Annotated in this window: 28 protein-coding genes; 9 read left to right on the top strand and 19 right to left on the bottom strand. The window is 69.9% G+C overall.

Annotation, left to right across the window (positions count from 1 at the left end):
• The first annotated feature begins 128 nt into the window (after positions 1–128).
• From ACP93_RS15125 to ACP93_RS15115, 3 genes are read left to right on the top strand one after another with little or no spacing between them, the layout of a single operon-like run.
• A complete protein-coding gene (locus ACP93_RS15125) occupies positions 129–1,379 on the top strand; it encodes a multidrug effflux MFS transporter (RefSeq protein ID WP_048491499.1) in 1,251 nt (416 codons plus the stop codon).
• A 50-nt stretch (positions 1,380–1,429) separates the two neighbouring features.
• The gene (locus ACP93_RS15120; RefSeq protein ID WP_048491498.1) at positions 1,430–1,840 is read left to right on the top strand and encodes a hypothetical protein; all 411 of its coding nucleotides are present in this window, start codon (positions 1,430–1,432) and stop codon (positions 1,838–1,840) included.
• 4 nt (positions 1,841–1,844) lie between these two features.
• Positions 1,845–2,375 (top strand): GNAT family N-acetyltransferase, encoded by a 531-nt coding sequence (locus ACP93_RS15115; protein ID WP_048491497.1) that lies wholly within the window; start codon positions 1,845–1,847, stop codon positions 2,373–2,375.
• A 30-nt stretch (positions 2,376–2,405) separates the two neighbouring features.
• Here ACP93_RS15115 and ACP93_RS15110 read toward each other — a convergent pair whose 3' ends face one another.
• The 3 genes from ACP93_RS15110 to ACP93_RS15100 all read right to left on the bottom strand — a co-directional run bounded on the left by ACP93_RS15110 (position 2,406) and on the right by ACP93_RS15100 (position 6,986).
• Positions 2,406–4,424 (bottom strand): M2 family metallopeptidase, encoded by a 2,019-nt coding sequence (locus ACP93_RS15110; RefSeq protein WP_048491496.1) that lies wholly within the window; start codon positions 4,422–4,424, stop codon positions 2,406–2,408.
• Positions 4,425–4,548: 124 nt separating this feature from the next.
• A complete protein-coding gene (locus ACP93_RS15105; protein ID WP_048491495.1) occupies positions 4,549–6,210 on the bottom strand; it encodes a phosphoethanolamine transferase in 1,662 nt (553 codons plus the stop codon).
• The gene (locus ACP93_RS15100) at positions 6,207–6,986 is read right to left on the bottom strand and encodes a phosphatase PAP2 family protein (RefSeq protein ID WP_048491494.1); all 780 of its coding nucleotides are present in this window, start codon (positions 6,984–6,986) and stop codon (positions 6,207–6,209) included. Before ACP93_RS15100 ends, ACP93_RS15105 begins: the two co-directional genes overlap by 4 nt.
• 348 nt (positions 6,987–7,334) lie before the next feature.
• On the opposite strand from ACP93_RS15100, the gene ACP93_RS15095 reads away from it, so the two are divergent.
• Both ACP93_RS15095 and ACP93_RS15090 read left to right on the top strand, forming a co-directional pair.
• Entirely contained in the window at positions 7,335–8,036 is a 702-nt protein-coding gene (locus ACP93_RS15095; RefSeq protein ID WP_010340248.1) for a response regulator transcription factor, read from the top strand.
• Positions 8,026–9,321, top strand: coding sequence for a sensor histidine kinase (locus tag ACP93_RS15090; protein WP_048491493.1), 1,296 nt, complete (start codon positions 8,026–8,028; stop codon positions 9,319–9,321). Before ACP93_RS15095 ends, ACP93_RS15090 begins: the two co-directional genes overlap by 11 nt.
• Positions 9,322–9,613: 292 nt before the next feature.
• Here the strand turns inward: ACP93_RS15090 and ACP93_RS15085 are convergent, their stop codons facing one another.
• From ACP93_RS15085 to ACP93_RS15065, 5 genes are all read right to left on the bottom strand, one after another.
• Positions 9,614–10,111, bottom strand: coding sequence for a hypothetical protein (locus tag ACP93_RS15085; protein ID WP_048491492.1), 498 nt, complete (start codon positions 10,109–10,111; stop codon positions 9,614–9,616).
• Between the two features lie 126 nt (positions 10,112–10,237).
• Positions 10,238–10,495, bottom strand: coding sequence for a cell division topological specificity factor MinE (gene minE, locus ACP93_RS15080; protein WP_010340245.1), 258 nt, complete (start codon positions 10,493–10,495; stop codon positions 10,238–10,240).
• A gap of 2 nt (positions 10,496–10,497) precedes the next feature.
• Positions 10,498–11,307, bottom strand: a complete 810-nt coding sequence (gene minD / locus ACP93_RS15075) for a septum site-determining protein MinD (RefSeq protein WP_048491491.1) — start codon at positions 11,305–11,307, stop codon at positions 10,498–10,500.
• A 36-nt stretch (positions 11,308–11,343) separates the two neighbouring features.
• Entirely contained in the window at positions 11,344–12,105 is a 762-nt protein-coding gene (minC, locus tag ACP93_RS15070) for a septum site-determining protein MinC (protein WP_048491490.1), read from the bottom strand.
• Positions 12,106–12,107: 2 nt separating this feature from the next.
• A complete protein-coding gene (locus ACP93_RS15065) occupies positions 12,108–12,701 on the bottom strand; it encodes a GNAT family N-acetyltransferase (RefSeq protein WP_010341204.1) in 594 nt (197 codons plus the stop codon).
• A 140-nt stretch (positions 12,702–12,841) separates the two neighbouring features.
• On the opposite strand from ACP93_RS15065, the gene ACP93_RS15060 reads away from it, so the two are divergent.
• The 4 genes from ACP93_RS15060 to ACP93_RS15045 all read left to right on the top strand — a co-directional run bounded on the left by ACP93_RS15060 (position 12,842) and on the right by ACP93_RS15045 (position 16,772).
• Complete coding sequence (locus tag ACP93_RS15060; protein ID WP_048491489.1) at positions 12,842–14,032, top strand: sensor histidine kinase; 1,191 nt, start codon at positions 12,842–12,844, stop codon at positions 14,030–14,032.
• Positions 14,032–14,673 (top strand): response regulator, encoded by a 642-nt coding sequence (locus tag ACP93_RS15055; protein ID WP_048491488.1) that lies wholly within the window; start codon positions 14,032–14,034, stop codon positions 14,671–14,673. The genes ACP93_RS15060 and ACP93_RS15055 overlap by 1 nt, the downstream gene beginning before the upstream one ends.
• A 456-nt stretch (positions 14,674–15,129) precedes the next feature.
• Entirely contained in the window at positions 15,130–16,299 is a 1,170-nt protein-coding gene (locus ACP93_RS15050; protein ID WP_048491487.1) for a polyketide cyclase, read from the top strand.
• A gap of 101 nt (positions 16,300–16,400) precedes the next feature.
• Positions 16,401–16,772, top strand: coding sequence for a DUF423 domain-containing protein (locus ACP93_RS15045; protein ID WP_048491486.1), 372 nt, complete (start codon positions 16,401–16,403; stop codon positions 16,770–16,772).
• 198 nt (positions 16,773–16,970) lie between these two features.
• Here ACP93_RS15045 and ACP93_RS15040 read toward each other — a convergent pair whose 3' ends face one another.
• From ACP93_RS15040 to ACP93_RS14995, 11 genes are all read right to left on the bottom strand, one after another.
• Complete coding sequence (locus ACP93_RS15040) at positions 16,971–17,567, bottom strand: hypothetical protein (protein WP_048491485.1); 597 nt, start codon at positions 17,565–17,567, stop codon at positions 16,971–16,973.
• Positions 17,564–18,373 carry a M15 family metallopeptidase gene (locus ACP93_RS15035; protein WP_048491484.1) on the bottom strand — a complete coding sequence of 270 codons (810 nt, stop codon included), beginning with the start codon at positions 18,371–18,373 and terminating at the stop codon, positions 17,564–17,566. The genes ACP93_RS15040 and ACP93_RS15035 overlap by 4 nt, the downstream gene beginning before the upstream one ends.
• Before the next feature lie 83 nt (positions 18,374–18,456).
• Positions 18,457–19,275, bottom strand: a complete 819-nt coding sequence (locus ACP93_RS15030; RefSeq protein ID WP_048491483.1) for an APH(3') family aminoglycoside O-phosphotransferase — start codon at positions 19,273–19,275, stop codon at positions 18,457–18,459.
• Between the two features lie 250 nt (positions 19,276–19,525).
• A complete protein-coding gene (locus ACP93_RS15025; protein WP_228136061.1) occupies positions 19,526–20,119 on the bottom strand; it encodes a hypothetical protein in 594 nt (197 codons plus the stop codon).
• Positions 20,116–21,441: an alpha/beta hydrolase gene (locus ACP93_RS15020; protein ID WP_048491481.1), complete on the bottom strand. Its 1,326-nt coding sequence runs from the start codon at positions 21,439–21,441 to the stop codon at positions 20,116–20,118. The genes ACP93_RS15025 and ACP93_RS15020 overlap by 4 nt, the downstream gene beginning before the upstream one ends.
• A gap of 1 nt (position 21,442) precedes the next feature.
• Positions 21,443–21,619 (bottom strand): DUF4177 domain-containing protein, encoded by a 177-nt coding sequence (locus tag ACP93_RS21285; RefSeq protein ID WP_082143501.1) that lies wholly within the window; start codon positions 21,617–21,619, stop codon positions 21,443–21,445.
• Positions 21,616–21,795, bottom strand: coding sequence for a type II toxin-antitoxin system antitoxin (locus ACP93_RS15015; RefSeq protein WP_010341193.1), 180 nt, complete (start codon positions 21,793–21,795; stop codon positions 21,616–21,618). The genes ACP93_RS21285 and ACP93_RS15015 overlap by 4 nt, the downstream gene beginning before the upstream one ends.
• A complete protein-coding gene (locus ACP93_RS15010) occupies positions 21,792–22,082 on the bottom strand; it encodes a hypothetical protein (RefSeq protein WP_048491515.1) in 291 nt (96 codons plus the stop codon). The genes ACP93_RS15015 and ACP93_RS15010 overlap by 4 nt, the downstream gene beginning before the upstream one ends.
• Positions 22,083–22,095: 13 nt before the next feature.
• Positions 22,096–22,968 (bottom strand): SPFH domain-containing protein, encoded by an 873-nt coding sequence (locus tag ACP93_RS15005; RefSeq protein WP_048491480.1) that lies wholly within the window; start codon positions 22,966–22,968, stop codon positions 22,096–22,098.
• Positions 22,969–23,377: 409 nt separating this feature from the next.
• Positions 23,378–24,004, bottom strand: coding sequence for a DapH/DapD/GlmU-related protein (locus ACP93_RS15000; protein WP_048491479.1), 627 nt, complete (start codon positions 24,002–24,004; stop codon positions 23,378–23,380).
• Positions 23,994–25,145, bottom strand: coding sequence for an aromatic ring-hydroxylating oxygenase subunit alpha (locus ACP93_RS14995; protein WP_048491478.1), 1,152 nt, complete (start codon positions 25,143–25,145; stop codon positions 23,994–23,996). Before ACP93_RS14995 ends, ACP93_RS15000 begins: the two co-directional genes overlap by 11 nt.
• Positions 25,146–25,167 lie beyond the last annotated feature (22 nt).

The raw sequence follows: 25,167 nt of genomic DNA, 5'->3' as shown, positions 1-25,167 counted from the left end.
TGCGCGCATGCGGCCGCAGCGCGTATCATGGCGCCACTCCCTCTCTTGCGCCCGTCCATGCCGGACGGCGTTGTCGCGTGTGCGCCCGTCCCGTGGCCGCCGCGGCCGGCTTTCAGGATGATGTCCCCATGACGCTCCCGTCCGTGTCCACGCGCCGCATGGCCCTGTTGCTGGCCGGGCTGGCGATGTTCGGCCCGTTCTCCATCGACACCATCTTCCCGGCGTTCCCGCAGCTGGCGCAGCGCCTGCATGCCGATCCGGTGGCGATCCAGCAGACGGTGAGCGTGTACCTGCTGGCCTACGCGCTGATGGGTCTGGCCCACGGGCCGCTGTCCGACGCGCTGGCGCGGCGGCGGGTGATCGTTGTCGGGCTGGTCGTGTTCATCCTGGCCTCGGCCGGCTGCGCGCTGTCGCGCGACCTGCCGACCCTGCTGGCGTTCCGCGCGCTGCAGGGCGTGTCGGCCGGGGTCGGCATGATCGTCGGCCGTGCGGTGATCCGCGATCTGTTCCACGGCGACGATGCGCAGCGGCTGATGAGCCAGGTGTCGATGATCTTCGGCATCGCCCCGGCGATCGCGCCGGTCATCGGCGGCTGGATCCTGGGCAGCGGCCGTGGCTGGCCGACGATCTTCTGGTTCCTGGTCGGCTTCTCCTCGCTGCTGCTGGTGGCGACGCTGCGCTGGATGCCGGAGACGCATCCGCCGCAGGCGCGCACGCCGCTGGCGCCGCGCACGCTGCTGCGCGACTACATCGGCATCGCGCTCAATCCGCGCTTCCAGCGCCTGGCCGCGGCCGGCGCGTTCAATTTCGGCGGGGTGTTCCTGTATATCGCCTCGGCGCCGGTATTCATGATCGACCTGCTGGGCAAGACCGAGCGCGACTTCGCCTGGCTGTTCCTGCCCACCATCGGCGGCATGACCCTGGGCGCGTTCCTGTCCGGGCGCATGGCCGGGCGGCTCGGGCCGATGCGGCAGGTGCGCATCGGCTTCGTCTGCTGCGGCCTGTCGATGGCCGGCAACATCGCCTACACCGCGCTGGCGCCAGCCATCGCGCTGCCGTGGGCGGTGCTGCCGATCTTCTTCGCCGGCCTGGGCACCGCGCTGATCTTCCCGATCCTGGCACTGGCGGTGCTGGACATGTATCCGCGCCAGCGCGGGCTGGCCTCGTCGCTGCAGGCCTTCACCCAGTTGATGGTCACCGTGCTGGTGGCCGGGGTGCTGTCGCCACTGCTCAGCGGCCATGCCCTGCACCTGGCGCTGGGCTCGGGCGCGTTCTTCCTGCTCGGTTGGGGCTTCTGGCGCTGGGAGCGGCGCAGCGGCAAGCGCCTGCCGCGGCCGGACGCGCAGGTGCCGCGGCTGGAACCGGCCGACCCGCTGTGAGCATGGCCGCGGTTGGGCTATCGTCGTCGGGTCATCGTTGAGGAAACCGCATGTCCATCCAGTCCAAGCAGCGCCGCGATCTGCGCAAGAAGCTGGCCGAACGCCTGCGCCACCGCGCCGAGGGCGCCGCGCCGGCCGCGCCCATCGAACCGCACGCGGAACTGCGCGACCAGCAGCGCACGCTGCTGGCCGGCATCGTGCGCCGCGACGGCGAGTGGGTGCTGGGCATGGACGGGCGCATCGCCGGGCAGAGCGAGAGCGCTGCGCAGGTGCTGTCGCTGATCATGCAGGCGGCGGAGTTGCACGAGCGCGCCGGCACGCCGGTGCGGCTGATGTACTCGGACGCGCTGAAGGACGCCGCGCACGCCGATGCGCAGGCGCAGGGCCTGAGTTTCGACGAGTTCAAGACGCGCCATGCCCAGGTCATGCGCCGCGACGACGGCGCGGCGGCCCCGGCCTGAGGCCATGGGCCAGAGCGCCGGCCAGGCTGCACAGGAGGCCGTGTCGCTGGCGCGGGTGCGGCGCCGCGACGGCATCGCGCTGATCCAGGCGCACCGCGCCAGCGTCGCCCTGCATCACCCCTGGACCTATCCGTTCACCGATGTGCCCGGCTTCGAGGCCTGGTACGCGCAGACGCTGGACGGCAGCAACATCGCGCTGCTCGCGCGCGAACGCAGCAGCGGCGCGCTCGCCGGCCTGTTCACCTTCAGCCAGTTGGTCGGCGGCTGCTTCCAGAGCGCCTATCTCGGCTACCACGCCATGGCCGGCTGCGAAGGCCGCGGACTGATGACGCATGCGCTGCGCCTGTGCGTGGCCTACGCCTTCGCCGAGCTGGGCCTGCACCGGGTGGAAGCCAACATCCAGCCAGACAACACCCGCTCGCTGGCGCTGGCGCAGCGCGCCGGCTTCCGCCGCGAGGGCTATTCGCCGCGCTACCTGCGCATCGGCGGGGTGTGGCGCGACCACGAGCGCTGGGCGCGACTGGCCGACGACTGAGCTGGCGGTGACCTATGCGGCTGGCAGCGCTCAGCGCCGAGATGGTGGCGTCGTCGGGGCCGGCGTAGGGGATGCGGGCGAGGTGGTTTGCGCCGATACAGGCGCCGCCGGATCCCATCCGCACATCCGCCCCTGGTTCTGTTGCTTGAGCCACTCCTGCATCGGCGCGAAGTATTCCAGCAGCGGGCCGGCGTCGATGCGCTCGCTGCCGGTCAGTTCCTTCAGCGTCGCCTGCCACGGCTGGCTGGCGCCGCGCTGCAGCATCGACCAGAACTTCTGCCCGGCTTCCTTGTTGCCGTAGAAGGTGCACTCGTACAGCGGGCCCTTGTAGCCGGCGGCGTCGCACAGGCTCTTGTAGAACTGGAACTGCAGGATGTGCGAGAGGAAGTAACGCGTGTACGGCGTGTTGGCCGGCACGTGGTACTTGGCGCCGGGGTCGAAGAAGTCCTCGCCGCGCGGCGTCGCCGGCGCCACGCCCTGGTACTTGGCCTTCAGCTCCCACCAGGCCTGGTTGTAGCGGTCCGGGGCGATCGAGCCGTCGAACACGCCCCAGCGCCAGCGATCGATCATCAGCCCGAACGGCAGGAACGCGACCTTGCTCAACGCCATGCGCATCTGTGCATTGATCAGCGCCTCGCGGCCGACTTGCGGTGCGTCGACCAGGCCGATCGAATGCAGGTATTGCGGGGTCACTGCCAGCACCACGGTGTCGCCGATCGCTTCGTGGAAGCCGTCGTTGGCGCCGCCCTGGAACAGCGGTGGCAGCGGGTTGTAGGCCAGGTCGTAATAGAGGTGGCCGAGCTCGTGGTAGATGGTGGTGAAGTCTTCTTCGTTCGGCTTGACGCACATCTTGGTGCGCACGTCGCCGGCCATGTCCATGTCCCAGGCGCTGGCGTGGCAGACCACGTCGCGGTCCAGCGGCTTGATGAACTGGCTGCGCGACCAGTAGCTGTCCGGCAGCTTGGGCATCGCCAGCGAGGTGTAGAAATCCTGCGCGCGCTCGGTCATCTGCCGTGCGCTGAGCAATTGCGCCTCGCGCTGGGCCATGAACCGCGCCTCCGGCGAGGTGTCGCCGTTGCGCCGCGCCAGCGCCGCGCTCAGGTTGCCCTGGTATTGCCGCTCCAGCGCGTCGGTGATGTCCAGGCTGCCGGCGCCGGGGTAGGGCTGCAGCAGGTCCCACAGGTTACTCCAGTCCTGCTGCCACATGTTGCCGAGCAGGTGCGCCGGCAGCAGACCGCCGGCGAGTTCGCCCTTGTCCTTGCCGTATTCGGCGTCGAGCTTGCCGCGCGCGTAGCAGTGCAACTGTTCGTACAGCGGCTTGACCTGGGTCCACAGCCGGTCGGTCTCGGCCGCGAGCTGTGCGGGCGGCATGTCGTAGCCGCTGCGCCACAGCGCGCCGGTGTCGGCGTAGCCCATGTCGCGCGCGCCTTCGTTGACCAGTTCGACGAAGCGTTGATAGTCCTTGCGCATCGGTTGCACGGCGGCGTGCCAGCCCTGCCACGCGTCCAGTTGCTGGTCGTAGTCGCGGCTGCGGCGCAGCACGTCCTCCAGTTCGCCCAACTGCCGGCAGCGGCGCATGTCGCCCTCGCCGGTGCAGTAGGAGGCGGCGCCGTAGGCGCCTTCCATCTTGGTCGCCAGCGCGGCCAGTTCGCCCAGCCGCGCCGGATCGCGCGGCGCCGGCATCGCGGTCATCTGCTGCAGCAGGCGCAGTTCGCGCGCGCTGTCGGCCGACATCGGCTTGCCGTCGTAGCGCCGCGCCTGCGCGATCCAGCCGTTGAGGGTGGTCAGCCAGCGCGCGTTGGCCCTGGCCGCCAGCCGCTCGCTGTCGCCATTGATGTAGGTCGCCGACAGCCACTGCGCCGCGGTCAGTTCCGGCAGCAGCGCGCGGTACTCCTCGTTGATGCGGGCGACGAACTGGTCGGCGCTCTCGCCCTGGGGCTGGGCCGCGGCGGGGGCGGCGGTCTCGGCCGCGGGTTCCTTGCGGCAGGCGGACAGCGTCAGCAGGCCCGCGCCGAGGCACAGCGCGAGCAACGGAGAGCGGAGGGTCACGGCGAATCCTTGCAGGGCGATTGCCCGGAAGGCTAGTGGCCCGCCCGCACCGCCGCAAGTTCGGGCGGCGCAGCCTTGGCCGCGCCGCCGCGTCCCGTCACGCCATGACCGTGCGTGGACGGGGTTACTGCGGCTTGGCGCACTGCGCGAACAGGTCGCGCGCGTGGTCGTAGACGCCGGTCCTGACCTGCATCAGGCCCAGCACCGACGGGAACAGGTTGTCCTGGTCGGCGTACTTGCGCGAGCGCGCCTGCAGGCAGGCCAGGTCCAGGCCGCGCGCGCTGGCGAAGCCGGGCGAGAACCACATCACCATTGGTACGTGGGTCTGCTCCTGCGGCGCGATCGCATACGGCACGCCGTGCAGGTACAGGCCCTTCTCGCCCAGCGACTCGCCGTGGTCGGAGAGGTAGATCATCGCCGTGTCGTAGTCGGGCATGGCCTGCAGCGTGTCGATGGTGCGCGCCAGCAGGTGGTCGGTGTACAGCAGCGAGTTGTCGTAGGCGTTGGTGATCAGCTCGCGGCTGCAGTTGCCCAGGTCGGCGGTGTCGCAGGTCGGGGTGAAGCGGCGGAACGCGGCCGGGTAGCGCTCGAAATAGCTGGGGCCGTGGCTGCCGAGCTGGTGCAGCACCACCACGCGGTCGCCGGGCTTGGCGCGCACCTGCGCGGCCAGGTCCTGCAGCAGGATCTCGTCCATGCAGCGTCCGTCCTTGCACAGCTGCGGATCCTTGGCGTCGTCCAGGTGCTGGATCTGCAGGCCATCGCACACGCCCTTGCAGCCGGACTGGTTGTCGCGCCACAGCGTGGCGATGCCGGCATGCTCGAGCACGTGCAGCAGCGACTGGTGCTTGCGGATGTTGCTCTCGTTGTAGTCGTGGCGGCCGAACGGCGAGAACATGCACGGCACCGAGACCTCGGTGCTGGTGCCGCAGGAGTGCATGTCGGGGAAGTTGATCACGTCGCGCTTGGCCAGCTCCGGCGTGGTCTGCCGCGCATAGCCGTTGAGGCCCCAGTTCTGCGCGCGGGCGGTTTCGCCCAGCACCACCACCAGCAGCCGCGGCTTGCCGCCCGGTGCACGCGCGGTGGCCTTGGCGTCGTGTTCCAGCGGCAGCTTCGGCGCCTTGCGCGTGGGGCTGTCGGACTTGAAGTTCTGCCGCAGCGCGACCAGGTAGTTGATCGGCGTGGCCAGGTAGCGGATCTCGCGATGGTTGCGCATCATCGCCGACAGATCCTGGAACGAGAGCATCGCGGCGACGCCGCCCAGCGCCAGCATGCCGACCAGGAAGCCGGCGCGGATCGCCAGCGCCTTCAGCGGCGAACGCCGGATCAGCCGTACCCGCCACAGCACCAGGATCGGCACTACCGCGTAGAACAGCAGCGGCGCAATCAGCGCCGGTGTCATCAGCTCGCGCGATTCCTTGTGGTCGGTGGCCAGCACGTTGCGCAGCATGTCCGCGTCCAGGTAGACGCTGTAGCTGTTCATGTAGTGCGCGGCGAACGCGGTGGTGATCAGCAGCACCGTCAGCACCGGCTTGGCGATGCCGCGCCACAGCAGCAGGCCGAGCAGCAGGCCGTGCACCGCCAGCAGCAGCAGGAACAGCGACAGCGCCAGCTTGACGTCGCCGGCGTGGCCGCTCATCGCGCTGCGCCAGAACATGCCGTTGCAGGCCAGGGCGAAGAACGCGCTGGCCGCCAGCGCCAGCATCTCGTTGCTCAGTTGCGGGCGCCAGGCCCACCAGCGGGCACGGGACACGGTGGACGGCGAGGGCGGGGCGACGGAACGGCTCATGCGGCGGCATCGTTGTTGGTGGAGGGGCGTCGGTCGGCCCGCGACGCCATCGCGTCCGGCCACAGCATCGCCCGGTACAGGCCCAGTGCCACGCCCCAGCACAGGGCCAGCGTCCACAGGTCGTGCGACATGAAATGCGCGCCGCGCAGCTGTTGGCCGAGACCGAACAGCAGGCCTCCCCCGAGGCCGATCGCCAGTGCTGGCCAGCGCCAAGCCGGCTTGAGCGCCAGCGCGACGAAGTACAGCCCCACCCAGGCATAGCCGGCACTGGAATGACCGGCGGGGAAGCATACCCCGCGCGGCATGCCGGCCGGGCGGGTCTCGAACAGGCCCACGAAGATCCGCTCGCCGCCGTAGCGGGCCAGATCCCAGGGGCAGTCCATGTGGGTGACCGACTTCAGCAGCGACACCACGCCCGTGCTCAGCCCCACCGCCAGCAGCAGATACAGCAGCGGCAGCCGGTAGCGGCGGCCGTCGGGACGGCGCCAGGCCCACACCGCCAGCGCGGCGGTCACCGCCCACGCCGCGGCGCTCAGCAGCTTGCCGTCGTGGTGGATCAGGCTACGGGTCAGCGCCGCATCCTTCAGCGCCCACTGCCCGCCTTCCCAGCGGTACAGCAGGTCGGCGATCCAGAAGTCGCCGCCCAGGCCCATCAGCACGGTGCTGGCCAGCAGCACCAGGGCCAGCGGCACCCACAGATGGGAGAGATAGAAGTGCCGGCGTGCGCCGAGGTGGGGCGCCGCCGCAGCGGACAATCGCAGAGGCGTACTGAGCATGGTCGACGAAGGCGGCCAGGGACGGCGGGAAAGTGGGGGCATGGTCGGGTTGCAGGTGTCGGATAGCTGTCGGAACTGCGGAATGAGAGAGCCGAGGCTTCAGCAAAGGTTGCGCACGGCCGCGGTGATGCAAGCGCCGGGCCACCGGCGTCGCAGATGTGGCGAGTGGCGAGAAACGGTGCGGTCGGGTCTCGGTGGCGGCGTGCGGGGAGGGCAGCCTGACGCGGTCGTGTTGGGATCCTTTCCAGGTTTTGTCGAGATTCGATCAAGACGCGTCGCCGTTCTGACGGCGTTCCGACATGGTTCCGCTAGCATGGGCGGGTCCGTCCCCCGAATTCGAGCGCCCCCATGCGGCTGCTGGTCATAGAAGACAACCGGAACCTGGTCGCCAACCTGTTCGACTACTTCGAGGTGCGTGGCCACACCCTGGATGCGGCGCCGGACGGCGTCACCGGGCTGCACCTGGCCACCACCCAGCGCTACGACGCGCTGATCCTGGACTGGATGCTGCCGCGCCTGGACGGGCAGCAGGTGCTGCGCGCGCTGCGCGAGGAGCACCATGCCGACGTGCCGGTGATCATGCTGACCGCGCGCGACGAGCTGCCGGACAAGATCGCGGGCTTCCGCGCCGGCGCCGACGACTACCTGACCAAGCCGTTCGCGCTGCCCGAGCTGGAAGTGCGGCTGGAGGCGCTGCTGGTGCGCGCCAGTGGCCGCGGCCGCAGCAAGCTGCTGCGCGTGGGCGACCTGCAGCTGGACCTGTCCACGCTGGAGGTGACCCGTGGCGGGCGCACGCTGCACCTGTATCCGGCCTGCCGCAAGCTGCTGGAGGTGCTGATGCAGGCCAGCCCGGCCGCGGTCACCCGCGATCGGCTGGAGCAGGCGCTGTGGGGCGACGAGCCGCCGGACGGGGACATGCTGCGCTCGCACATCTACGACCTGCGCCGCAGCGTCGATGGCCCGTTCGCGGCCAAGCTGATCCACACCCTGCCGCGCATCGGCTACCGCCTGGCGGTGGTCGGCCCCCACGAGGGCGAGCATGCCGACTAGGGCCGGGCTGCGGCAGCGGCTGACCCTGTGGCTGGTGGGCTACGCGGCGCTGCTGTCGCTGGCGGTGTTCGTGCATGGCTACATCGTCAACGACCAGGCCGAGCAGCTTACCTGGCGCTCGCTGCTGACCTCCGAGCTGGACCACTTCCTGGCGCGCAGCGCGGCCGACCCGGACTACCGCTGGATCGACACCCGCACCGTGAGCCTGTACGGCGACGAGGGCGGTGCGCCGCTGCCGCCGGCGGTGGCGGCGCTGGGCCCCGGCCTGCACGACGAAGTGCAACTGGAAGGCAGCGAGAAGGTGGTGCTGGTGCAGGACGTGCGCGGGCGCCGCCTGGCGCTGGCGCTGGATATCACCGAACTGCACGACCACGAGGACAACCTGGCACTGTGGATGCTGGTGTCCAACGCGGTGGCGGTGCTGCTGCTCGGCGCGCTGGTGGCCTGGGGCATGGGCCGCGTGGTGCAGCCGCTGATCGACATGGCCCAGCGCATCGGCAGCCTGCGCCCGGACCGGCCCGGGCAGCGCATCGAGGTGCACCCGCGCGCCAGCGCCGAGCAGGTGGTGATCGCCGAAGCGTTGAACGATTACCTGGCGCGCAACGACCTGTTCGTGGAGCGCGAGCGCGCCTTCATCGACAGCACCAGCCACGAGCTGCGCACGCCGGTGGCGGTGATCGGCGGCGCCGCCGAGCTGGCGCTGGAACAGCACGACGTGCCGCCGAGCGTGCGCAACCAGTTGCTGCGCATCCGCCGCACCGCCAGCGGCGTCGGCCAGCTCATCTCGCTGCTGCTGGTGCTGGCCAAGGACCCGGCGCGGCTGGCGCGCAGCAGCGACCTGGTGCGCCTGGACCAGTTGCTGCCGGAAATCGTCGAGGACCACCGCCACCTGTGTGCGGACAAGCGCCTGGAACTTGCCCTGGCGCCGTTGCCGCCGTGCGAGGTGGAGACCCCGCTGGCGATCCTGCAAGTGGCCATCGGCAACCTGCTGCGCAACGCCATCGAGAATAGCGACAAAGGCCAGATCCAGATCACGCTTCTGGCGCCGGGCGTGGTCTGCATCGACGATCCCGGCCACGGCATGAGCCCGGAAGAGATCAGCGCCATCTACATGCGCATGGCGCGCGGCGGCGGCAGCCGCGAGGGCAGCGGCATCGGCCTGGACCTGATCGCGCGGCTGTGCGAACACCTGGGCTGGGCGCTGCACCTGGATTCGCTGGCTGGCAGCGGCACCCGCGCGACGTTGGACCTGAGCAGCGCGTTGAAGGGCGCGGGCGGCGATTGAGCCTGCTGCCGCGTCGGACACGAGCAGCCGCGCATCGTTATCTGGAAGGTCCCTGCCGCCGCACGCATGGCTGGGAATGCGTGTCGCGACCGATCCCAAAGGGAACCAGGCGCCGTTCCTGCCGCGACTGGCGGCGCGTCGACTGGATGCACTATGGGAGCGACTTCAGTCCCGACGCCGTGCAAGGTCGGGCATCCGGCGGGCGTCGTTCGCCGCTGCCGCAGGCAGTCGGCTCCTGCAAGGGCAACGCCGCGACTCGCCGAGCGGTGCCAAGGCGTGCGACGCGGCGTCCTCAGTCCGCTGCCGGCAGCAGCCCGCGTTGCGCCAGCCAGGCGCGCGCGTCGTCGGCGTCCTGTTCGAACCAGGCACGGGTGGAGCCGAGCCGGTAGGTGTAGCCCCAGGCGTCCATGTCCGCCATCAGCCGCGCACGGCCCACGCCGGGCAGGGCGTCGGCCAGCACGATCTGCAGGTAGCAGGTGGCGTCTTCCTCTTCCACCGAGTCGGTGGCGTCGGTATGCACCTGCGCGCGCCGCTGCGGCGGCAGCACGATCAGGTGGCAGGCTTCGTGCAGCAGCGAATGCACCGGCGTGTCGTCGCGCACGTAGACGTCGCTGGCGATCACTCCGGCTTCCGGCTCGCCCCAGTAGCTGCCGGGAATGGCGGCGCCGTCGGCGACGCGGTGCAGGGCCAGCCCGTAGCCGGCCAGCAGCGCGCGCCGCGCGTCCAGGCCGATCGCACCCACGGTCAGCACCTGAGCGGCGGCAGCGGGGAGGGCGGTGTCGCTCTGCATCGTATGGAGTTCGTTGGGACGGAAAAGGCGCGGCGGGCGCGCCCGATCATGGCAGGCGCGTCGCGGCGCGGCGCCGGCCCGAATCGACACGTCAGCCGCGGCACCGGCCACGGCCGACGCGCGGCCTCAGGGCGTCGGCCCTTCCGGCAGGGCGACGGAGATGTCGAGCACGTCGTGCTCGCCGTCCTTGACCAGGTCCACCTTGACTGCGTCGGCGTCGATGTTGACGTACTTCTTGATCACTTCCAGCAGCTCGCGCTGCAGCAGCGGCAGGTAGTCGGGGCCGCCGCGGTGGCTGCGTTCCTGCGCGATGATGATCTGCAGGCGGTTCTTCGCGGTTTCGGCGGTGTTCTTCTTGGTCTTGAGGAAATCGAATAGTCCCATGCTCACCCTCCGAACAACTTGGTGAAGAAGCCCTTCTTCTCCACGGAGATGAAACGCATCGGACGCTCCTCGCCGAGGATGCGCGCCACGGCGTCCTCGTAGGCCTGGCCGGCCGGGGATTCGCCGTCCAGAATTACCGGCTCGCCCTTGTTGGAGGCGTTGAGCACGTCGCCGGATTCGGGGATCACGCCGATCGCCTTCAGGCCGAGCACTTCCTCCACGTCGGTGATGCTGAGCATCTCGCCGGTTTCCACGCGCGCCGGGCTGTAGCGGGTCAGCAGCAGGAACGCGGGCAGGCTCTTGCCGCTCTCGGCCTTGTGGGTCTTGGAGTCGAGCAGGCCGAGGATTCGGTCGGAGTCGCGCACCGAGGACACTTCCGGATTGACCACCACCACCGCGCGGTCGGCGAAGTACATCGCCAGGAACGCGCCCTTCTCGATGCCGGCCGGCGAATCGCAGACGATGTAGTCGAAGCCGTCGGCGGCCAGGTCCTTGAGCACCTTCTCCACGCCTTCCTGGGTCAGCGCGTCCTTGTCGCGGGTCTGCGAGGCGGCCAGCACGAACAGGTTGTCGAAGCGCTTGTCCTTGATCAGCGCCTGCTTCAGCGTGGCTTCGTTGTGCACCACGTTGACGAAGTCGTACACCACGCGGCGCTCGCAGCCCATGATCAGGTCGAGGTTGCGCAGGCCCACGTCGAAGTCGATCACCGCGACCTTCTTGCCGCGTCGCGCCAGCCCGCAGGCCAGGCTCGCGCTGGTGGTGGTCTTGCCGACGCCGCCCTTGCCGGAGGTGACAACGATAATTTCAGCCAAAGGACTATCTCCTGATACGTTCGTGGTTGGGCCGCGTCAGTCTTGCGCGGCGATCATGATCTGGTCCTGCTCCAGCCAGACCTGGACGGCCTTGCCACGCAGTTCCTTGGGAATATCGTCCAGCACCTTGTAGTGGCCGGCAATGGCGACCAGTTCGGCGTGGAAGTCGCGGCAGAAGATCCGCGCCTCGGTGTTGCCCTGCGCGCCGGCCAGGGCGCGGCCGCGCAGGCTGCCGTAGATGTGGATGCTGCCGTCGGAGATCACCTCGGCGCCAGCACCGACGGTGGCCACCACGGTCAGGTCGCAATTCTCCGCATACAGCTGTTGCCCGGAGCGCACCGCGCTCTTCTGCATGCGCCCGGGTTGCGGCCGTGCCGCCGGCGCGGGGGGCGGCGGAGGCGGTGGCGGCGGCGAGACCGGCGCCGGCGCGGTGGCTGGCGCGCCGCCATCGAAACGCTCGTACTGCGCGCGGAACTTGGCCAGCAGCGGCAGGCCCAGCGCCACCGACAGCTCCTCGATCTCGCGGGTGCCGTAGGCCAGCGCCACCGGCAGCACGCCGGCGTCGCGCAGACCATCCAGCAGCGCCTGCGCGGTGGCCGTGTCCGGGGTCTGCGCCAGGCCGCCGAAATCGATGATCACCGCGGCACGGCCGAACAGCTTGGGCGCGCGCTGCACCCGCTCGCGCATCTCCTGGCTCAGCCGCGCCACGTCCAGCGTGCGCACGCGCAGGTTGGCGATGCCGACCTGGCCGATCTTCAGTTCGCCGGCCTGCTCGAAATCCAGATTCACCGACGACACGCTCAGGTCCCGGTCGGGCGCTGCGCCCGCTGCAGACGGTGGGCGTGGCCGGCCCAGGGCAGGTCGGGCAGGGTGTCGCCATAGGTTTCGCGCACCCAGGCGTAACTGCACAGATCCTTCAACAGCATGCTCGCACGCACCTCCACTTCGTTCATCGTGTTCTGGCCAACTTCGCGAAAGCCGAAGCTGCCATGGAACAGCAGCGCCGCATCGGCGCCGTGATCCAGAAAAACCTCGCACGCCAGTTGCGGGTAGCGCAACTCGGCGTAGCTCTGCACATCGGCGTAGAACGCCCGGCCGACGCCACCGCCGCGGCGGCGGCTGGCCACCACGATGCGGTCGATATAGAAAAACTGCGGGTAGCGCTCGCGGAACCAGGCGAAATTGCTACTGTCGTGGTCGCTGTCGCTGCCGAAGCCGACCAGGAAGCCGGCCAGGTTGCCGTCGCGCTCGGCGACGCGGAAGTACTCTGCGGTTTCGTAGAAGCGGTGCAGCTTGGCCGAATCCAGCGGCAGGATCGCCAGTCCGGCGTTGTTGTTCAGGGCCAGGACCGAATCGAGCTCGTGCTCGCGCACGTCGCGGATGACGATCGACATTGAGACTCCATTGCTGATGCGCGCGCGGCCCCGTGCGGGCCGCCGGGCCGGATTATCGCACGCGCGACCCGGGGCGGCGAGCCGCGCCGGCATGACTTCCGTGGGAGTGCAATGCGCGCCGTTCATCCTAAGATGGCGGCATGTTGGGATATCTCAGCCATACCCGCGTTCTGCGCTATGCCGGCCTGTTCACCTGGGCGGTCATCTGCATGCCGTTGCTGTACCTGTACTGGGAGCCGGTCGAGGAATCGGGGCGGATGCCCAGCGGCGAGGTGTGGCTGCTGCTGGCCAGCTACCTGGGCTTCGGCGTGGTGTATTTCCTGCTGACCCGGCGCCTGCACAGCGGCGACGGCGTGCGCTGGTACGACCGCGGCATGCTGGTGCTGCTGACCATCTGCGCGCTGGCGGTCGGCTACCTGCATCGCTCCGGGCTGGGCAGCATCCTGATGATGGTGGCGGCCGGGGTGATCCCGTGGCTGCTGCCGGTGCGCGCCGGCGTGGCCTGGCTGCTGCTGAGCCAGCTGGCGGTGCTGCCGGTGTACCTGACCATCGGCTTCCCGCCGTTCGAGGCGCTGATGCAGTCGCTGCTGTACGGCGGCTTCTCCATGTTCATCTTCGTCACCAGCCTGGTCGCGCGCCAGCAGACCCAGGCGCGCGAGGAGCAGCGCCAGCTCAACGCCGAACTGCGCGCCACCCGCGCGCTGCTGGCCGAGAGCGCCCGGGTCAACGAGCGCACCCGCATCTCGCGCGAACTGCACGACCTGCTCGGCCACCACCTGACCGCGCTGAGCCTGAACCTGGAAGTGGCCGGCCACATCACCGAGGGCCGCGCCCAGGAGCACGTGCAGCAGGCGCATACCCTGGCCAAGCTGCTGCTGACCGATGTGCGCGAGGCGGTGAGCCAGTTGCGCGACAGCGGTGCGATCGACCTGGCGGCGGCGCTGCGGCCGCTGGCCGAGCGGGTGCCGTCGCTGCACATCCACCTGCAGGTGGAGGAGCCGCTGACCGTGGAGGATCCCGAGCGCGCACACGTGTTGCTGCGCTGCACCCAGGAGATCATCACCAATGCGGTACGCCACGCCCAGGCCGACAATCTGTGGATCGAGGTGCGCCGCGACGGTCCGCAGGTGGTGATCCAGGCGCGCGACGACGGCCGCGGTTGCGAGACCCTGGCCCCCGGCAACGGCCTGCGCGGCATGCGCGAGCGCCTGAGCCAGTACGGCGGCAGCCTGGACGTGGCCGCCGCGCCCGGCGCCGGCTTCCGCCTGCGCGCCGCCGTCCCCGGCGCCGCCACCCTGCTGCCGCCCGCCGTTCCCCAAGGAGTGTTGTGATGATCCGTGTCTGCCTGGTCGACGATCAAACCCTGGTGCGGCAGGGCATCCGCTCGCTGCTGGCGCTGGACGGCGGCATCGAGGTGGTGGCCGAGGCCAGCGATGGCCGCCAGGCGGTCGACCTGATCCCGCAGGTGCTGCCCGACGTGGTGCTGATGGACATGCGCATGCCGTCGATGTCGGGGCTGGAGGCGCTGCAGACGCTGTCGCGCGCCGCCGCGCTGCCGCCGACCATCATCCTGACCACCTTCGACGACGACCAACTGGTGCTGGCCGGGCTCAAGGCCGGGGCCAAGGGCTATCTGCTCAAGGACGTGTCGCTGGAGCAACTGGTCGGCGCGATCCGCACCGTGGCCGCCGGCGGTTCGCTGGTGCAGCCGGCGGTGACCCAGCGCCTGCTCTCGGGCCTGGAACACATGCGCAACGACTTCGTCAGCCTGGACCGGCCCGACCCGCTGACCGATCGCGAGACCGAGATCCTGCGGCTGATGGCCAGCGGCTTCTCCAACAAGGAGATCGCCAACTCGCTGGGCGTGGCCGAGGGCACGATCAAGAACCACGTCTCCAACATCCTCTCCAAGCTGGGGGTGCGCGACCGCACCCGGGCGGTACTGAAGGCGTTCGAGCTGCAGCTGGTCTGACGGGACGGGAGGCCCGGCCCGGCGCTGCAGGCGGTCTGAACGAGACAGAATGACGGCCCGCGGCGGCAGGAATCGCGCACGCCGGGCGGGTCCGGTGCAACCGGGTGCCATGCAATCGGTGCCGGCAACGGGTTGTCGATCGTGTCCCGTGCAGGGGAGTGGTCTGGCCTGGGGCGCGCCCGCTGCGGGCACATCCACCCGCCCGATGGGGCCGCCATTGCTCGCTCCGATGCGCTCGGAGCGCCGGTGCGCGCGCCTGTCCGGTGCGGTCGCCAGGACAATGGTCTGGTCACCCTCGTTGCCGCTCCCCAGGCCGCTGCCGCCACCGCGCCAGGCCGTTGCGGCAGGGCGCGCAGCGGCATTCCGTGATGTGCTGACCACGGACAGCGAAGCCTGCTAGGATGGGCGCTTCGCTTCATCAACCCGGCCGTGGGATCGGCCCCGGAGACCTCCTGAATGACCCGTATTATCGAGTTCCTGATCGCCCTGGGGATCGTGGCTGGCCTGTTCGTCATTGTCGGCGTGGTGCTGCCCTCGGAGCGTCACATGTCCGAAAGCGTCGAGACCAATCGGCGCATGACCATCGTCTATGACACGGTCAACAGCCTGCGTCGGTTCAAGGACTGGAACCCCCTGGTGCTGCGCGACCCGCGCATCGAGCTGAAGCTCTCCGGCCCGGAATCCGGCGTCGGCGCGCGCCTGGACTACAGCTCCAAGGAGGGCTACATCGGCAAGGGTAGCTGGACCATCACCTCGACCGAGAAGAACAAGGACGTGGTCATCGCCATCGAGGACGAGACCAAGGGCAAGGACAAGACCACCACGTTCAAGCTCGAGTCGACCGGCAAGAACGGCCGCAACGTGAAGATCACCCAGGACTACACCGTCAAGTACGGTTGGGACCTGCTGGGTCGCTACGCCGGCCTGTACGTCAGCCGCCATGTCGGCGACGACATCAAGCTGGGCCTGTCGCGCCTGAGCAACGTGCTGGCCACCGTGCCGAACGTGGACTACCGCTCCGACGACACCCCGCTGAAGGACCTGAAGGTCGTCGACGTTCCGGCCGAGGATCTGCTGGTGGTCAACGCCGGCAACATCGACCGCGACAACGACTCCATCAAGAAGTCCATCAAGGACAACCAGGAGTGGATCAAGCGGGTGATGGACGCCAACGGCCTTGAAGCGGCCGGTCCGGTGCGCATCGTCACCACCGACTTCGGCGCCGACAAGTACGCCTTCGACGTCGCCCAGCCGGTGCGCAAGCGTGCCGGTGGCGCGCCGAAGGACGACGCCAAGAAGGAGGAGAAGAAGGACGACAAGCAGGATGCTGCCGCCGCCGCCGCGCCGGTCGATGCCACCCCGGTTGCCGCCTCCGGCGAGCCGCTGAAGGTGACCATCCCGCAGGGCGCCCCGGTGACCTACCTGCGCACCGAAGCGCACCGTTCCGCCTTCGCCAGCTACACCGGCCACATGGCGGGCCTGGATGCGGCGCGCAATGCGCTGCGTGCCTGGGCCGCGACCAGCGGCTACGACGTGACCGACCGTCCGTACGAAGCCTGGAAGGGCGGGGTGGACAAGTCGTTCACGCCGGAAGGCACCTACGACATCTACTGGGCGATCAAGTAAGTCCTGCCCTGGTGGACGAGTGAACCGGAACGCGCCGCATCTTGCGGCGCGTTCTGTTTATGGGGACGGCAAACGTTGCCGCGCCCCCGGAGGAAACGCACATGCTGACGTTCGATCGCCGTACGCGCGGGCCGTTCTGGCTGTGCAGCGCCGGCGCGCTGCTCGCGGCGGTGGCCATCGGCCTGTCCGCCTATGCCTCGCACGGCGTTGCCGAGCCCCTGGCGCAATCGCACCTGCAGACCGCGGCGCTGTACGCCTTCGGCCACGGCGTGGCGCTGGCGGCGCTGGGCCGCCGCAGCGAACGCCTGCTCGGCCGCAGTGCGCTGTGCCTGTTGCTGCTCGGCACCTTGCTGTTCTCCGGCAGCCTGGCCGGCAACGCGCTGGCGCAGTGGCCGACCCGGCTGGCGCCGATCGGCGGCACCACGCTGATGCTGGGCTGGCTGCTGTGGGCGGTGGACGCGCTGCGGCGCTGAGCCGGATGCGCTTCGGCACAGGGTGAGGCAAGCCACGCGCAGTGGCGGGTCGATGCGCAAAGAAGCGTTTGAAACCTTGCGCTTGCGAAGCTGAAGCGGTGCGGCGCGATGCTGTCGCCGCGGGGAGGCAAGGTGCCGGTGCGACACGCGTGCCAGAGGGCGTGTCCGCGCTGGTCGGCTTGGGGTGCCGCGCCGCGCTCAGCGGTCCCCGACCAGTTCCACCTGCGCCTTCAACCGCACCCACGCGTCCTGGTTGGGGTCGTTGACCGTGACCTGCACGGTGTAGGTGCCGAGCGGGTCGCTGTCCTCGAAGCGCAACTGCACCGACAGCGGCGCCAGTTCCAGCAGGCCGGCGGCGGCCGGTGGACCGCCCATGCCCAGCGGGCGCATCGGGTCCTGCAGGGTGGTACTGCCATCGGGGCCGAGCATGCGCAGGCTCATCTGCGCATCGCAGGCGCCGCCGTTGTTGGGGCTGGGCGCGCAGCCGGAGTACAGCAGTGCCACCCGCAGCAACTGCCCGCGATGCACCCGCGCGATCGTGCGCAGCTGCGGCGCATGCGCGGCCTCGGTTTGCCCCCATTCCTGTGCGAACGCGGCGAAGTCGGCGTCGTCGGCGATCTGCAGCGCGGCGGCGAAGGCCTTGTCGTGGCCGCGCTCGGCGCTGTCCGGCAGGGCCTGGCCCTGCCGGTCGTGCCATTGCGCGGCGGCGCAGGTGGGCAGCGCCAGCGCCAGCAGGGTCAATGCCCGCCAGGCGGCGGTGCCGGCGCGCGGCCGGCGGGTGTCGGAACGGATCATGCGCAAGCGGCCTCCTGCCAGCACCAGTGCCAGGGTTCGTAGACGATGCCATGTGGGTTGTCGCGCGGATAGCTCATCCGGTAGCCGAAGGCGCCGGCATGTTTGCGCAGCCAGGCGAAAGCCGGCGTGCGCTCGAAGCTTTCCTCGGCCGGCGGTTCGCCGGGCGTGCCGATGTCCAGCGCGTGCCCGCTGTGGTGCTCGCTGAAGCCCGGCGCGGCATTGACCGCGAGGATCTGCTCCAGGGTCTGCCCACGGGCGAACTTGCGCGCGAAGATGCCCAGTTGATACGCGTGGCTGCGATAACCGGAAATGGCCTCGAGCACCACGCCATCGCGCGCAGCGGCATGGTGCAGCGCGTGCCAGGCGCGCGCTGCGCCCGCGCTCAGCCACAGCGGGCGTCGGTAGCGGTCGTTGCCGGCCGCGTGCAGGCTGGCCGGTTCCGGCTGCAGCGGCAGGCCGGTGCGCTGCGCATAGGCGTCGGCGGCCAGGCCCAATCGGTCCAGCCGCTGCTGCAGAGCGTGCAGTGGTAACCAGGCGTCGGCCGCGATCGTCGCGCCGCGTATGGGCAGCGCGTCGAGACGATCCAGCGCCGCGTCGATGCCAGGCTCGTGCATCAGCCGCGGCACCAGCGCGTGCAGCCCGTGTGCGTTCGCGGTCGCCAGGTAGCGCCCGTCGTGCTTGCGCCGCAGCAGCCAGGTCGCCTGCGCGAGCTGGCGCGCGTCGGCGTTGCTGCGCGCGCGTAGCCGCGCGGCCGGCAGCAGTTCGATGGCTTCGGTGTTGAGCAGCAGATTGGGAACGGTGCGCATCGGCACAGGGTAGAGCCAAGCATCGCGGGCGGCCAGTCGCGGGAGCGATCCTGCCGCGCCGCGCACGATGCGGCAGGCGCGGCTCAGAAGAACTCGTCGAGCAACTGGTGGAACTGCAGCCGCTGCGGGTCCGGCGTAGCGATGCCGTACGCGGCGAAAAAGTGATCGGCGAGCTGCGGGTCGAATTCGTCCAGGCAGTTGGCCAGGATCGCCAGGTCCTGGTAGGGATCGGCAACGCCGGCGCGGCCGAGATCGATCACCCCGACGACGCGGTCCGGCGCGTCGAGCAGGATGTTGTCCAGCGAATAGTCGCCGTGGCACAGCACGCGCTCGCTGGCCAGCGGCAACAGCGCGGTCATCGCCTGCCACACCGCGTCCGCCGACCAGCCGGCACGCGCCTCGTTGAAATCCTCGGTGTCGACCAGGCCTGCCTGCAGGCGGCGCTGCGCGGCGGCCAGGCGCAGCGGGTGGCCTGCCTCGAACGGGCAGGTGTCGATCGGCGTGGCGTGGAAGCGGCGCAGGAACTCGGCCAGCGCCTGCACGATGCGCTGCGCTTGCGCGGGTGTGTCCTGCAGCCACTGGTAGGCGGTCTTGCCCGGCAGGGCTTCGCTCAGCAGCCAGGCGCCGGCGGCGTCGGCCTCGAAATGCAGCACGCGCGGCACGCAGCCCGTGCCACGCAGCCAGTGCAGGCGGGCGAACTCGTCCACCACGTCGTCGTGCGTCGTGCTGGTGCCGCGCTTGAGGTACAGGTCCGGCGTGCCGGCGCCGCCGAGCCGATAGACCTGGGTGCCGGCTTCGCCGACCAGATTGCGGTGCCACAGCAGGCCGTGCAGCCGTGCCGACAGCGTCGGCGGCAGGGCCGGTGCGGTGGCGGGAATCTCGCGTGGGGCCGCGTCGTCCATCGGGCTGATCCTGGAGTGTCATGGTGGAGGGCGAAGTCGCCACCACCGTCGCGATGCCTGCGGCTGCGACGAGGGCGAACGTTGCTGGTGTTCCAGCATATCGCCTCGGGTACATCGGGACGCTCGACCTGGCGTCCTCGACGTAGCGGGCGCGTGCCAACCGCGAGCAATGATCGCACCGCGCGCAGCGTGTCGTGCCCTGCACCAAGGCCGGTCGCAGCGGCAACCGACGCGGCAATGTGCGCCGCACTCACGCCAGGCGGCGGGCCGTGCCGCGAGTGTCTTCGCCACCACGCGCCTGCGCCGCGCGCGTCTGCCATTCCTGCAGCACCTGCCGGGGCTGTTCGACGCTGAGCAGTAGCCAGCCGCCATCGTGCAACGGAACGGCCAGGACGCGATCGCTGGTGATCAGGCAGAACGCCTTGTGCCCGTCGCGGGTGCGGTAATGGCCGGCGTGGAAGCCGGGATAGCCGAAACCGAACAACTTCAGTGCCGGCTTGAAGCCGGTGTGCTCGGACAGCGCGACCACGCGCGCGGCCTGCAGGCGCAGCGCGGCCAACGGTAGGCGCCGGGTCAGGAAGGTCGCGCGTACCTCCACCAGGCCGTCGTGCAGCAGCACGCGCTGCCGCGCGAAGGTGGCGGTGCCGGCCACGCCGATCAGTGCCAGCAGCCCGAAATGCCACCACAGCGCGCCGGGCCGCGTGGCGTGCAGCGCGACGCCGCCGATCACCGCGGCCACGACCAGCAGCGGCAGCCACAGCCACAAGACCAGCCCCAGCCGATGCGCCGGCGATACCGGATACCGTCGTGTCGGCGAGGGCGACGTGGATCGCAGCCGGCTCATGGCGCGGCGCCGTGGCTGGCGCGCAGGGCGCGTACCCAGGTGGCGACATCGGCGATCAGGGCCGGGTCGACATGGCCGGGCGTCGCGTACTCGCCCGGTCCGGGTGCGCCGGTGCCGGCGATGCCCAGGTGGTTCAGTGCGGCGTAGCGGTGCAGGGTAGCGTGCGGATCGTGCGCCAGCGCCTGCTGCCAACGCTGCCAGTCCGGCGCGGTGACCTGGAAATCGCGCTCGCCCTGCAGCCACAGCACCGGCATCGGCCCGAGCGCGCGGACGTCGGCGACCGGATCGACCTGTTCGATCGCGCGCCAATAGGTGGCAGGCACGTCCAATGGCGAATCGCTGCGCGCGACCTCGCCACTGCCGCGGACCTTGGCCACGCGGCGCTCGATCTCGGCCAGCGCCGCCTGTCGCTGCGGCGACGGTGGATGTTCCTGGCTCAGCAGGTAGCGGTTCTGCTCGATCAACAGGTCCAGCAGCGGTCGCGCCGGCGCCGCCCACAGCACGATGCCGGCGGTCTTGCCGGAGCGGCGTGCGATGCGGGCGGCGAGCATGCCGCCCTGACTGTGGCCCATCACCACGATGCGCGCAGGGTCGATGCCGGGCGGCCGCGCCAGCGCCGCCGCCGCGGCGACGGCGTCGTCGGTGGTCTCCTCGTCCATGGTGAAACCCTGGTTGATGCGCCCGGCAAAGCTCTCCGGCAAGGCGAAGGTTCGCTTGTCGTAGCGCAGCACCGCGATGCCCTGCGCAGCGAGCCCGCGGGCGACGTCGAGGAACGGACGGTTCGGGCCGATGGTCTCGTCACGGTCCTGCGGGCCCGAGCCGTGCACCAGGACCACCGCCGGGAACGGCCCCTTGCCTGCCGGCAGGGCCAGCGTGCCCGGCAGCGGACCGACCGCGAACGCCTGTTCGCTGAAACCGGCGTCGGCGGCGGGCGGCGCCGGCGCCGGCGGTGGTGCGGGAGTGAACAGCAGGCCGGCGATCTTGCCGTCCGCGTCGATCGACACATGCGCCAGCAGTGCGCCGCGCTCGAACTGCAGGCGCTGTTCGATCACCCGCAGCCCGTGCTGCTCGCGTTCGCTGGCCGGCCCGCGCTGCTGCAGCGCGCCCAGTTGTGTGGACAGCATGCGCCAGGCCTCGGCCAGCTTGTCGGATGGCACCGCCTTGGCCATCGCCGGGGTGAACTCGGCCTCGACCGCGGCCAGGTCGCCGGCCTGCAGGCGATCCAGCAGCGCGCTGGCGGTCTGTTGCGGTGCCGCCGCCAGCGCCGTGAGCGGCGCCAGCAGCGCCGCCAGTGCAGGCGCGAGGACCCGATGCCGGCGCATGTCAGCCCTCCCGCTTGAACAACAGCAGCGGCTTGGTGCCAGGTAGCGCGATGACGTTGACCAGTTCCCAGCCGAGCTTGCCGTGCTTGTTCAGGTCGGCCTGCAACTCGTCCAGTTTCAGCCCCAGCATCAGGGTGGTCTTGGCCTCCACGGTGAGATACTCCCAGCGCTTGCTCATGCTTCTGGCTCCTTGTCGTCACGCGGCTTGGGCAGCCGCCCGGCCTTGCGCAGCGCGTCGCGCAACACGTATTCGATCTGCGCGTTGAGGCTGCGCAGTTCGTCGTCGGCCCAGCGCTGCGCCGCCGCCAGCACGTCGGCGTTGATGCGCAGCGGATAGGCCTTCTTCTCGCTCATGACCGCCCCTGCCGCGCGGCGTCGCCGCGCCGCAGATGCAGCAGCATCGACACGATCAGCGCGTTCACCGCCAGCAGCAGCGCGATCGCCACCACGTAGACGCCGACGCGCTGGCCGCCTGCCCAGTACAGCGCCGCGGCGCCGACCAGGATCGCCAGGCCGATCAGCGCCCAACGCAGGCCCAGCCCGCGCGCGCGGTCGTCGCCCTTGCCGCCGATCCAGGCGGCGATGACCAGGGCCGGCAGGCCGGAGAGGGCGAGCGCCAGCGGCGCGATGGCGGCATGCATATCCATCGGCACCTCAGTACAGCGAGCCGGCGTTGACGATCGGCTGGGTGCCGCGGTCCGAGCACAGCACGGTCAGCAGGTTGCTGACCATGTGCGCCTTGCGCTCCTCGTCCAGCTCGACCACGCCGTTCTTCTGCAGTTCGGCCAGGGCCATCTCGACCATGCCCACCGCGCCGGCGACGATGCGGGTGCGCGCGGCGATCACCGCGTTGGCCTGCTGCCGCTGCAGCATCGCCTGGGCGATTTCCGGGGCGTAGGCGAGGTGGCTGATGCGCGCTTCGATCACGTCCACGCCGGCCTGGGTCAGGCGTTCGTCGAGGTGGCGCTTGAGCTGCTCGCTGATCTCGTTGGGATGGCTGCGCAGCGAGATCTGCCCATCCTCGTGCTGGTCGTAGGGATAGCTGGTGGCCATCGCGCGCAGTGCCGCCTCGGACTGGATGTGCACGAAGCTCTCGTAGTCGTCGACGTTGTAGACCGCTTCGGACGCGTCCATCACCTGCCACACGATCACCGCGGCGATCTCGATCGGGCTGCCGTCCAGTTCGTTGACCTTGAGCCGGCCGCTCTCGAAGTTGCGCACGCGCTGGCTGACCTTGCGCTTGCTGAAGAAGGGGTTGTTCCAGCGCAGGCCCGGGTCCTTGACCGTGCCCACGTAGCGGCCGAACAGGCTCAGCACCGCCGCCTGATTCGGTTCCAGCGCGTACAGGCCGACCACCAGGAACAGCGCGACGGTCAGCACCGGGATCGCGACCAGCAGGGTCCACGGCATCGCCGACGGCTGCAGCACGCCGGTGGCGATGATCGCGCCGGCGCCGGCCACGAACACCAAGACCAGGCCCAGGATCATCGGAATGCCGGGCAGGGAGGAACGGGGCTGCTCTTTCATGGTGGACGTCCTTGGGTGGTTGGACGAGAAGATATCAAATTGATATCAGATTGCAAGGGGTCGGGATTTGGGAGTCGGGATTGGGGATTGGTGGAGAAGCCGGGATTCGGGAGTAGGGATTGGTAGAAGCTAGGCACGCGACGGGCAAAGGGGTTTGCTTGCGCGAATCCCTGATCTGGTTGTTTCAAAGTGGAAAGTCACTGCGATAGCGAGCCGGTCGTGGCTTGGCCGCGTTCGTCGAGTGCATGTTGGAGGAGGGGCGATGTCCCCAGTTGGCCGAGGGCAGTCGGCGCGGTGCCAGGCTGTCGTTGACCCGCTCTTACCAATCCCCAATCCCAAATCCCCAATCCCGGCTTTGCAGCGAATCCCGAATCCCGAATCCCGATTCCCGGCCGCCGCAGGCGGCCACTCACCCGCCGAGGATCAATACCGGCGTGCGGAAACCGCTGAGGTGATGGGTGCCGCTGGCGATGTCGCTGCGGTAGCGGCCGGGGATCTCGATCTGGCAGCGTTTGCCGATGCGCACGCCGGGGCCGATGTCCACTTGCCGGCCGAGCGTGGCCTGGGCGCCGATCTGCGCTTCCGCACCGAGCGTCGCGCCGGCCTCGATCCACGCCGAGGCGCCGACCTTGACCGCCGATTCCAGCACCGCCGCCGCGCCGATCCAGGCGTTGAAGCCGATGTCGCAGTGCGCATCGACGATGGCGCCGGTGCCGATCGCGCAGTTCTCGCCGACGCGCGCGCTGGCCGCCACCTGCGCGCCGCGGCAGATCAGCGGCGGCATCTTGAAGCCGCGCGCCTTGAGTTCGCCCATCAGCTCCTGGCGGCGGAAATTGAGGAACTGCGCGCCCCAGGCGACGAAGGCGGTGGCCCCGGTATCGGCCAGCGCGTGCAGGGCATCCAGGTCGAAGCGGTAGTCCTTGCCCTGCGCCACGTCCATCGGGTGCAGCACGCAGTCCGGCGCCGCCTCGGCCCAGGCGGCCAGCGCCCAGCGCAGCAGCGCGCCGCTGCCGACCACGTATTTCTCAGAGGTCATGGCGGCCCTCCATGACGTCCATGTACCAGCGTTCGATCTGCATGTTGGCGTGCTCGTAGTCGCCCAGCACCGCGCGCGGGGCGCCGGCGCGCAATCCCGACTGCACCTGTTCCATGATCTCGATGTCCTCGCGCAGCACCTTCTCGGCGCCATGCAGGTGCCCCAGCAGCACCGCGTCGGAACCCGGATAGCGCTGCTTCTTGCGCGCGGTGACGTAGTAGACCAGCAGGTCGGTGCGCTGCGCCGACACCGGCTGGTGGTGCTCGATGATGAAGGAGTAGCCGCCCGAGCCCGAGGCGATGTGCAGGTTCGGATACAGCAGCCAGTTCAGATACCAGTCGTCGTTGCCGAAGCGTTCGACGTGCGCGTGCCAGGGGTAGTGCGCCATCGCCACCAAGGGCTCGTTGAGGCCGCCGCTGCTGAACGTGCGCAGCCGCGCCAGATGCGCCTCGCGCGAGGCGCTGCCCTCGGCGTGGTAGCGGCGCGCCTCGGCGACGCCGGCGTCGTCCATCTGCACCTGGAACTTCACCTGCTGCGCCAGCGTGCGCGCGTGCACGAAGCGCGGGTGCAGCGCATCGCGCAGGTTCTCGTAGGCCAGTTTCCAGTTGAAGTCGGCTTCGAAGGTCGCCACCAGCACCTCGTCGTCGAACTGCTCGGAAGCGGCGCGCAGCATCTCCAGCGCCTCCAGCGAGAACTGCGCCTCCAGCGGCATCGGCTCGGCCGACAGGTTCACGAACACCAGCTTGCCGATGCAGGCCACCGCGAAGCGGCGCAGCCGCAGGCAGGCGCGCGCCTCCGGGGCCAGGCGGTAGGCATCGTCCTGGAACGGGATGTTGTCCACGCCGCCGTCGGCGCCGTAGCGCCAACCGTGGTAGCTGCAGACCAGCGGGCGCACGCCCTGCGGTTGCTGTTGCAGCGGGTTCTGCCGGTGCAGGCACAGATTGTCGAAGGCGCGCAGCTCGCCGTCGATGTTCTGCACCACCACGTCCACCCCGCACACCGACCGGCGCACGAAGGCATTGGGCTTGTCGAGCAGCATGCGGGGCGCCACGAACTGCCACAGCGGCTTCATCAGCCGCTCGCGTTCGCGGGCGAACCAGGCCTCGTCGATGTAGGCCTCGGCCGGCATCAACGACTGCATGGGCGCTCCTCGGCGGTGCGGC

The organism is Xanthomonas sp. NCPPB 1128 (genome assembly GCF_001043115.1).
In the GTDB taxonomy this organism is placed as follows: domain Bacteria; phylum Pseudomonadota; class Gammaproteobacteria; order Xanthomonadales; family Xanthomonadaceae; genus Xanthomonas_A.
The sequence above is the reverse complement of the archived record's forward strand: the minus strand, read 5'-3'. Positions and strand labels throughout refer to the sequence as shown.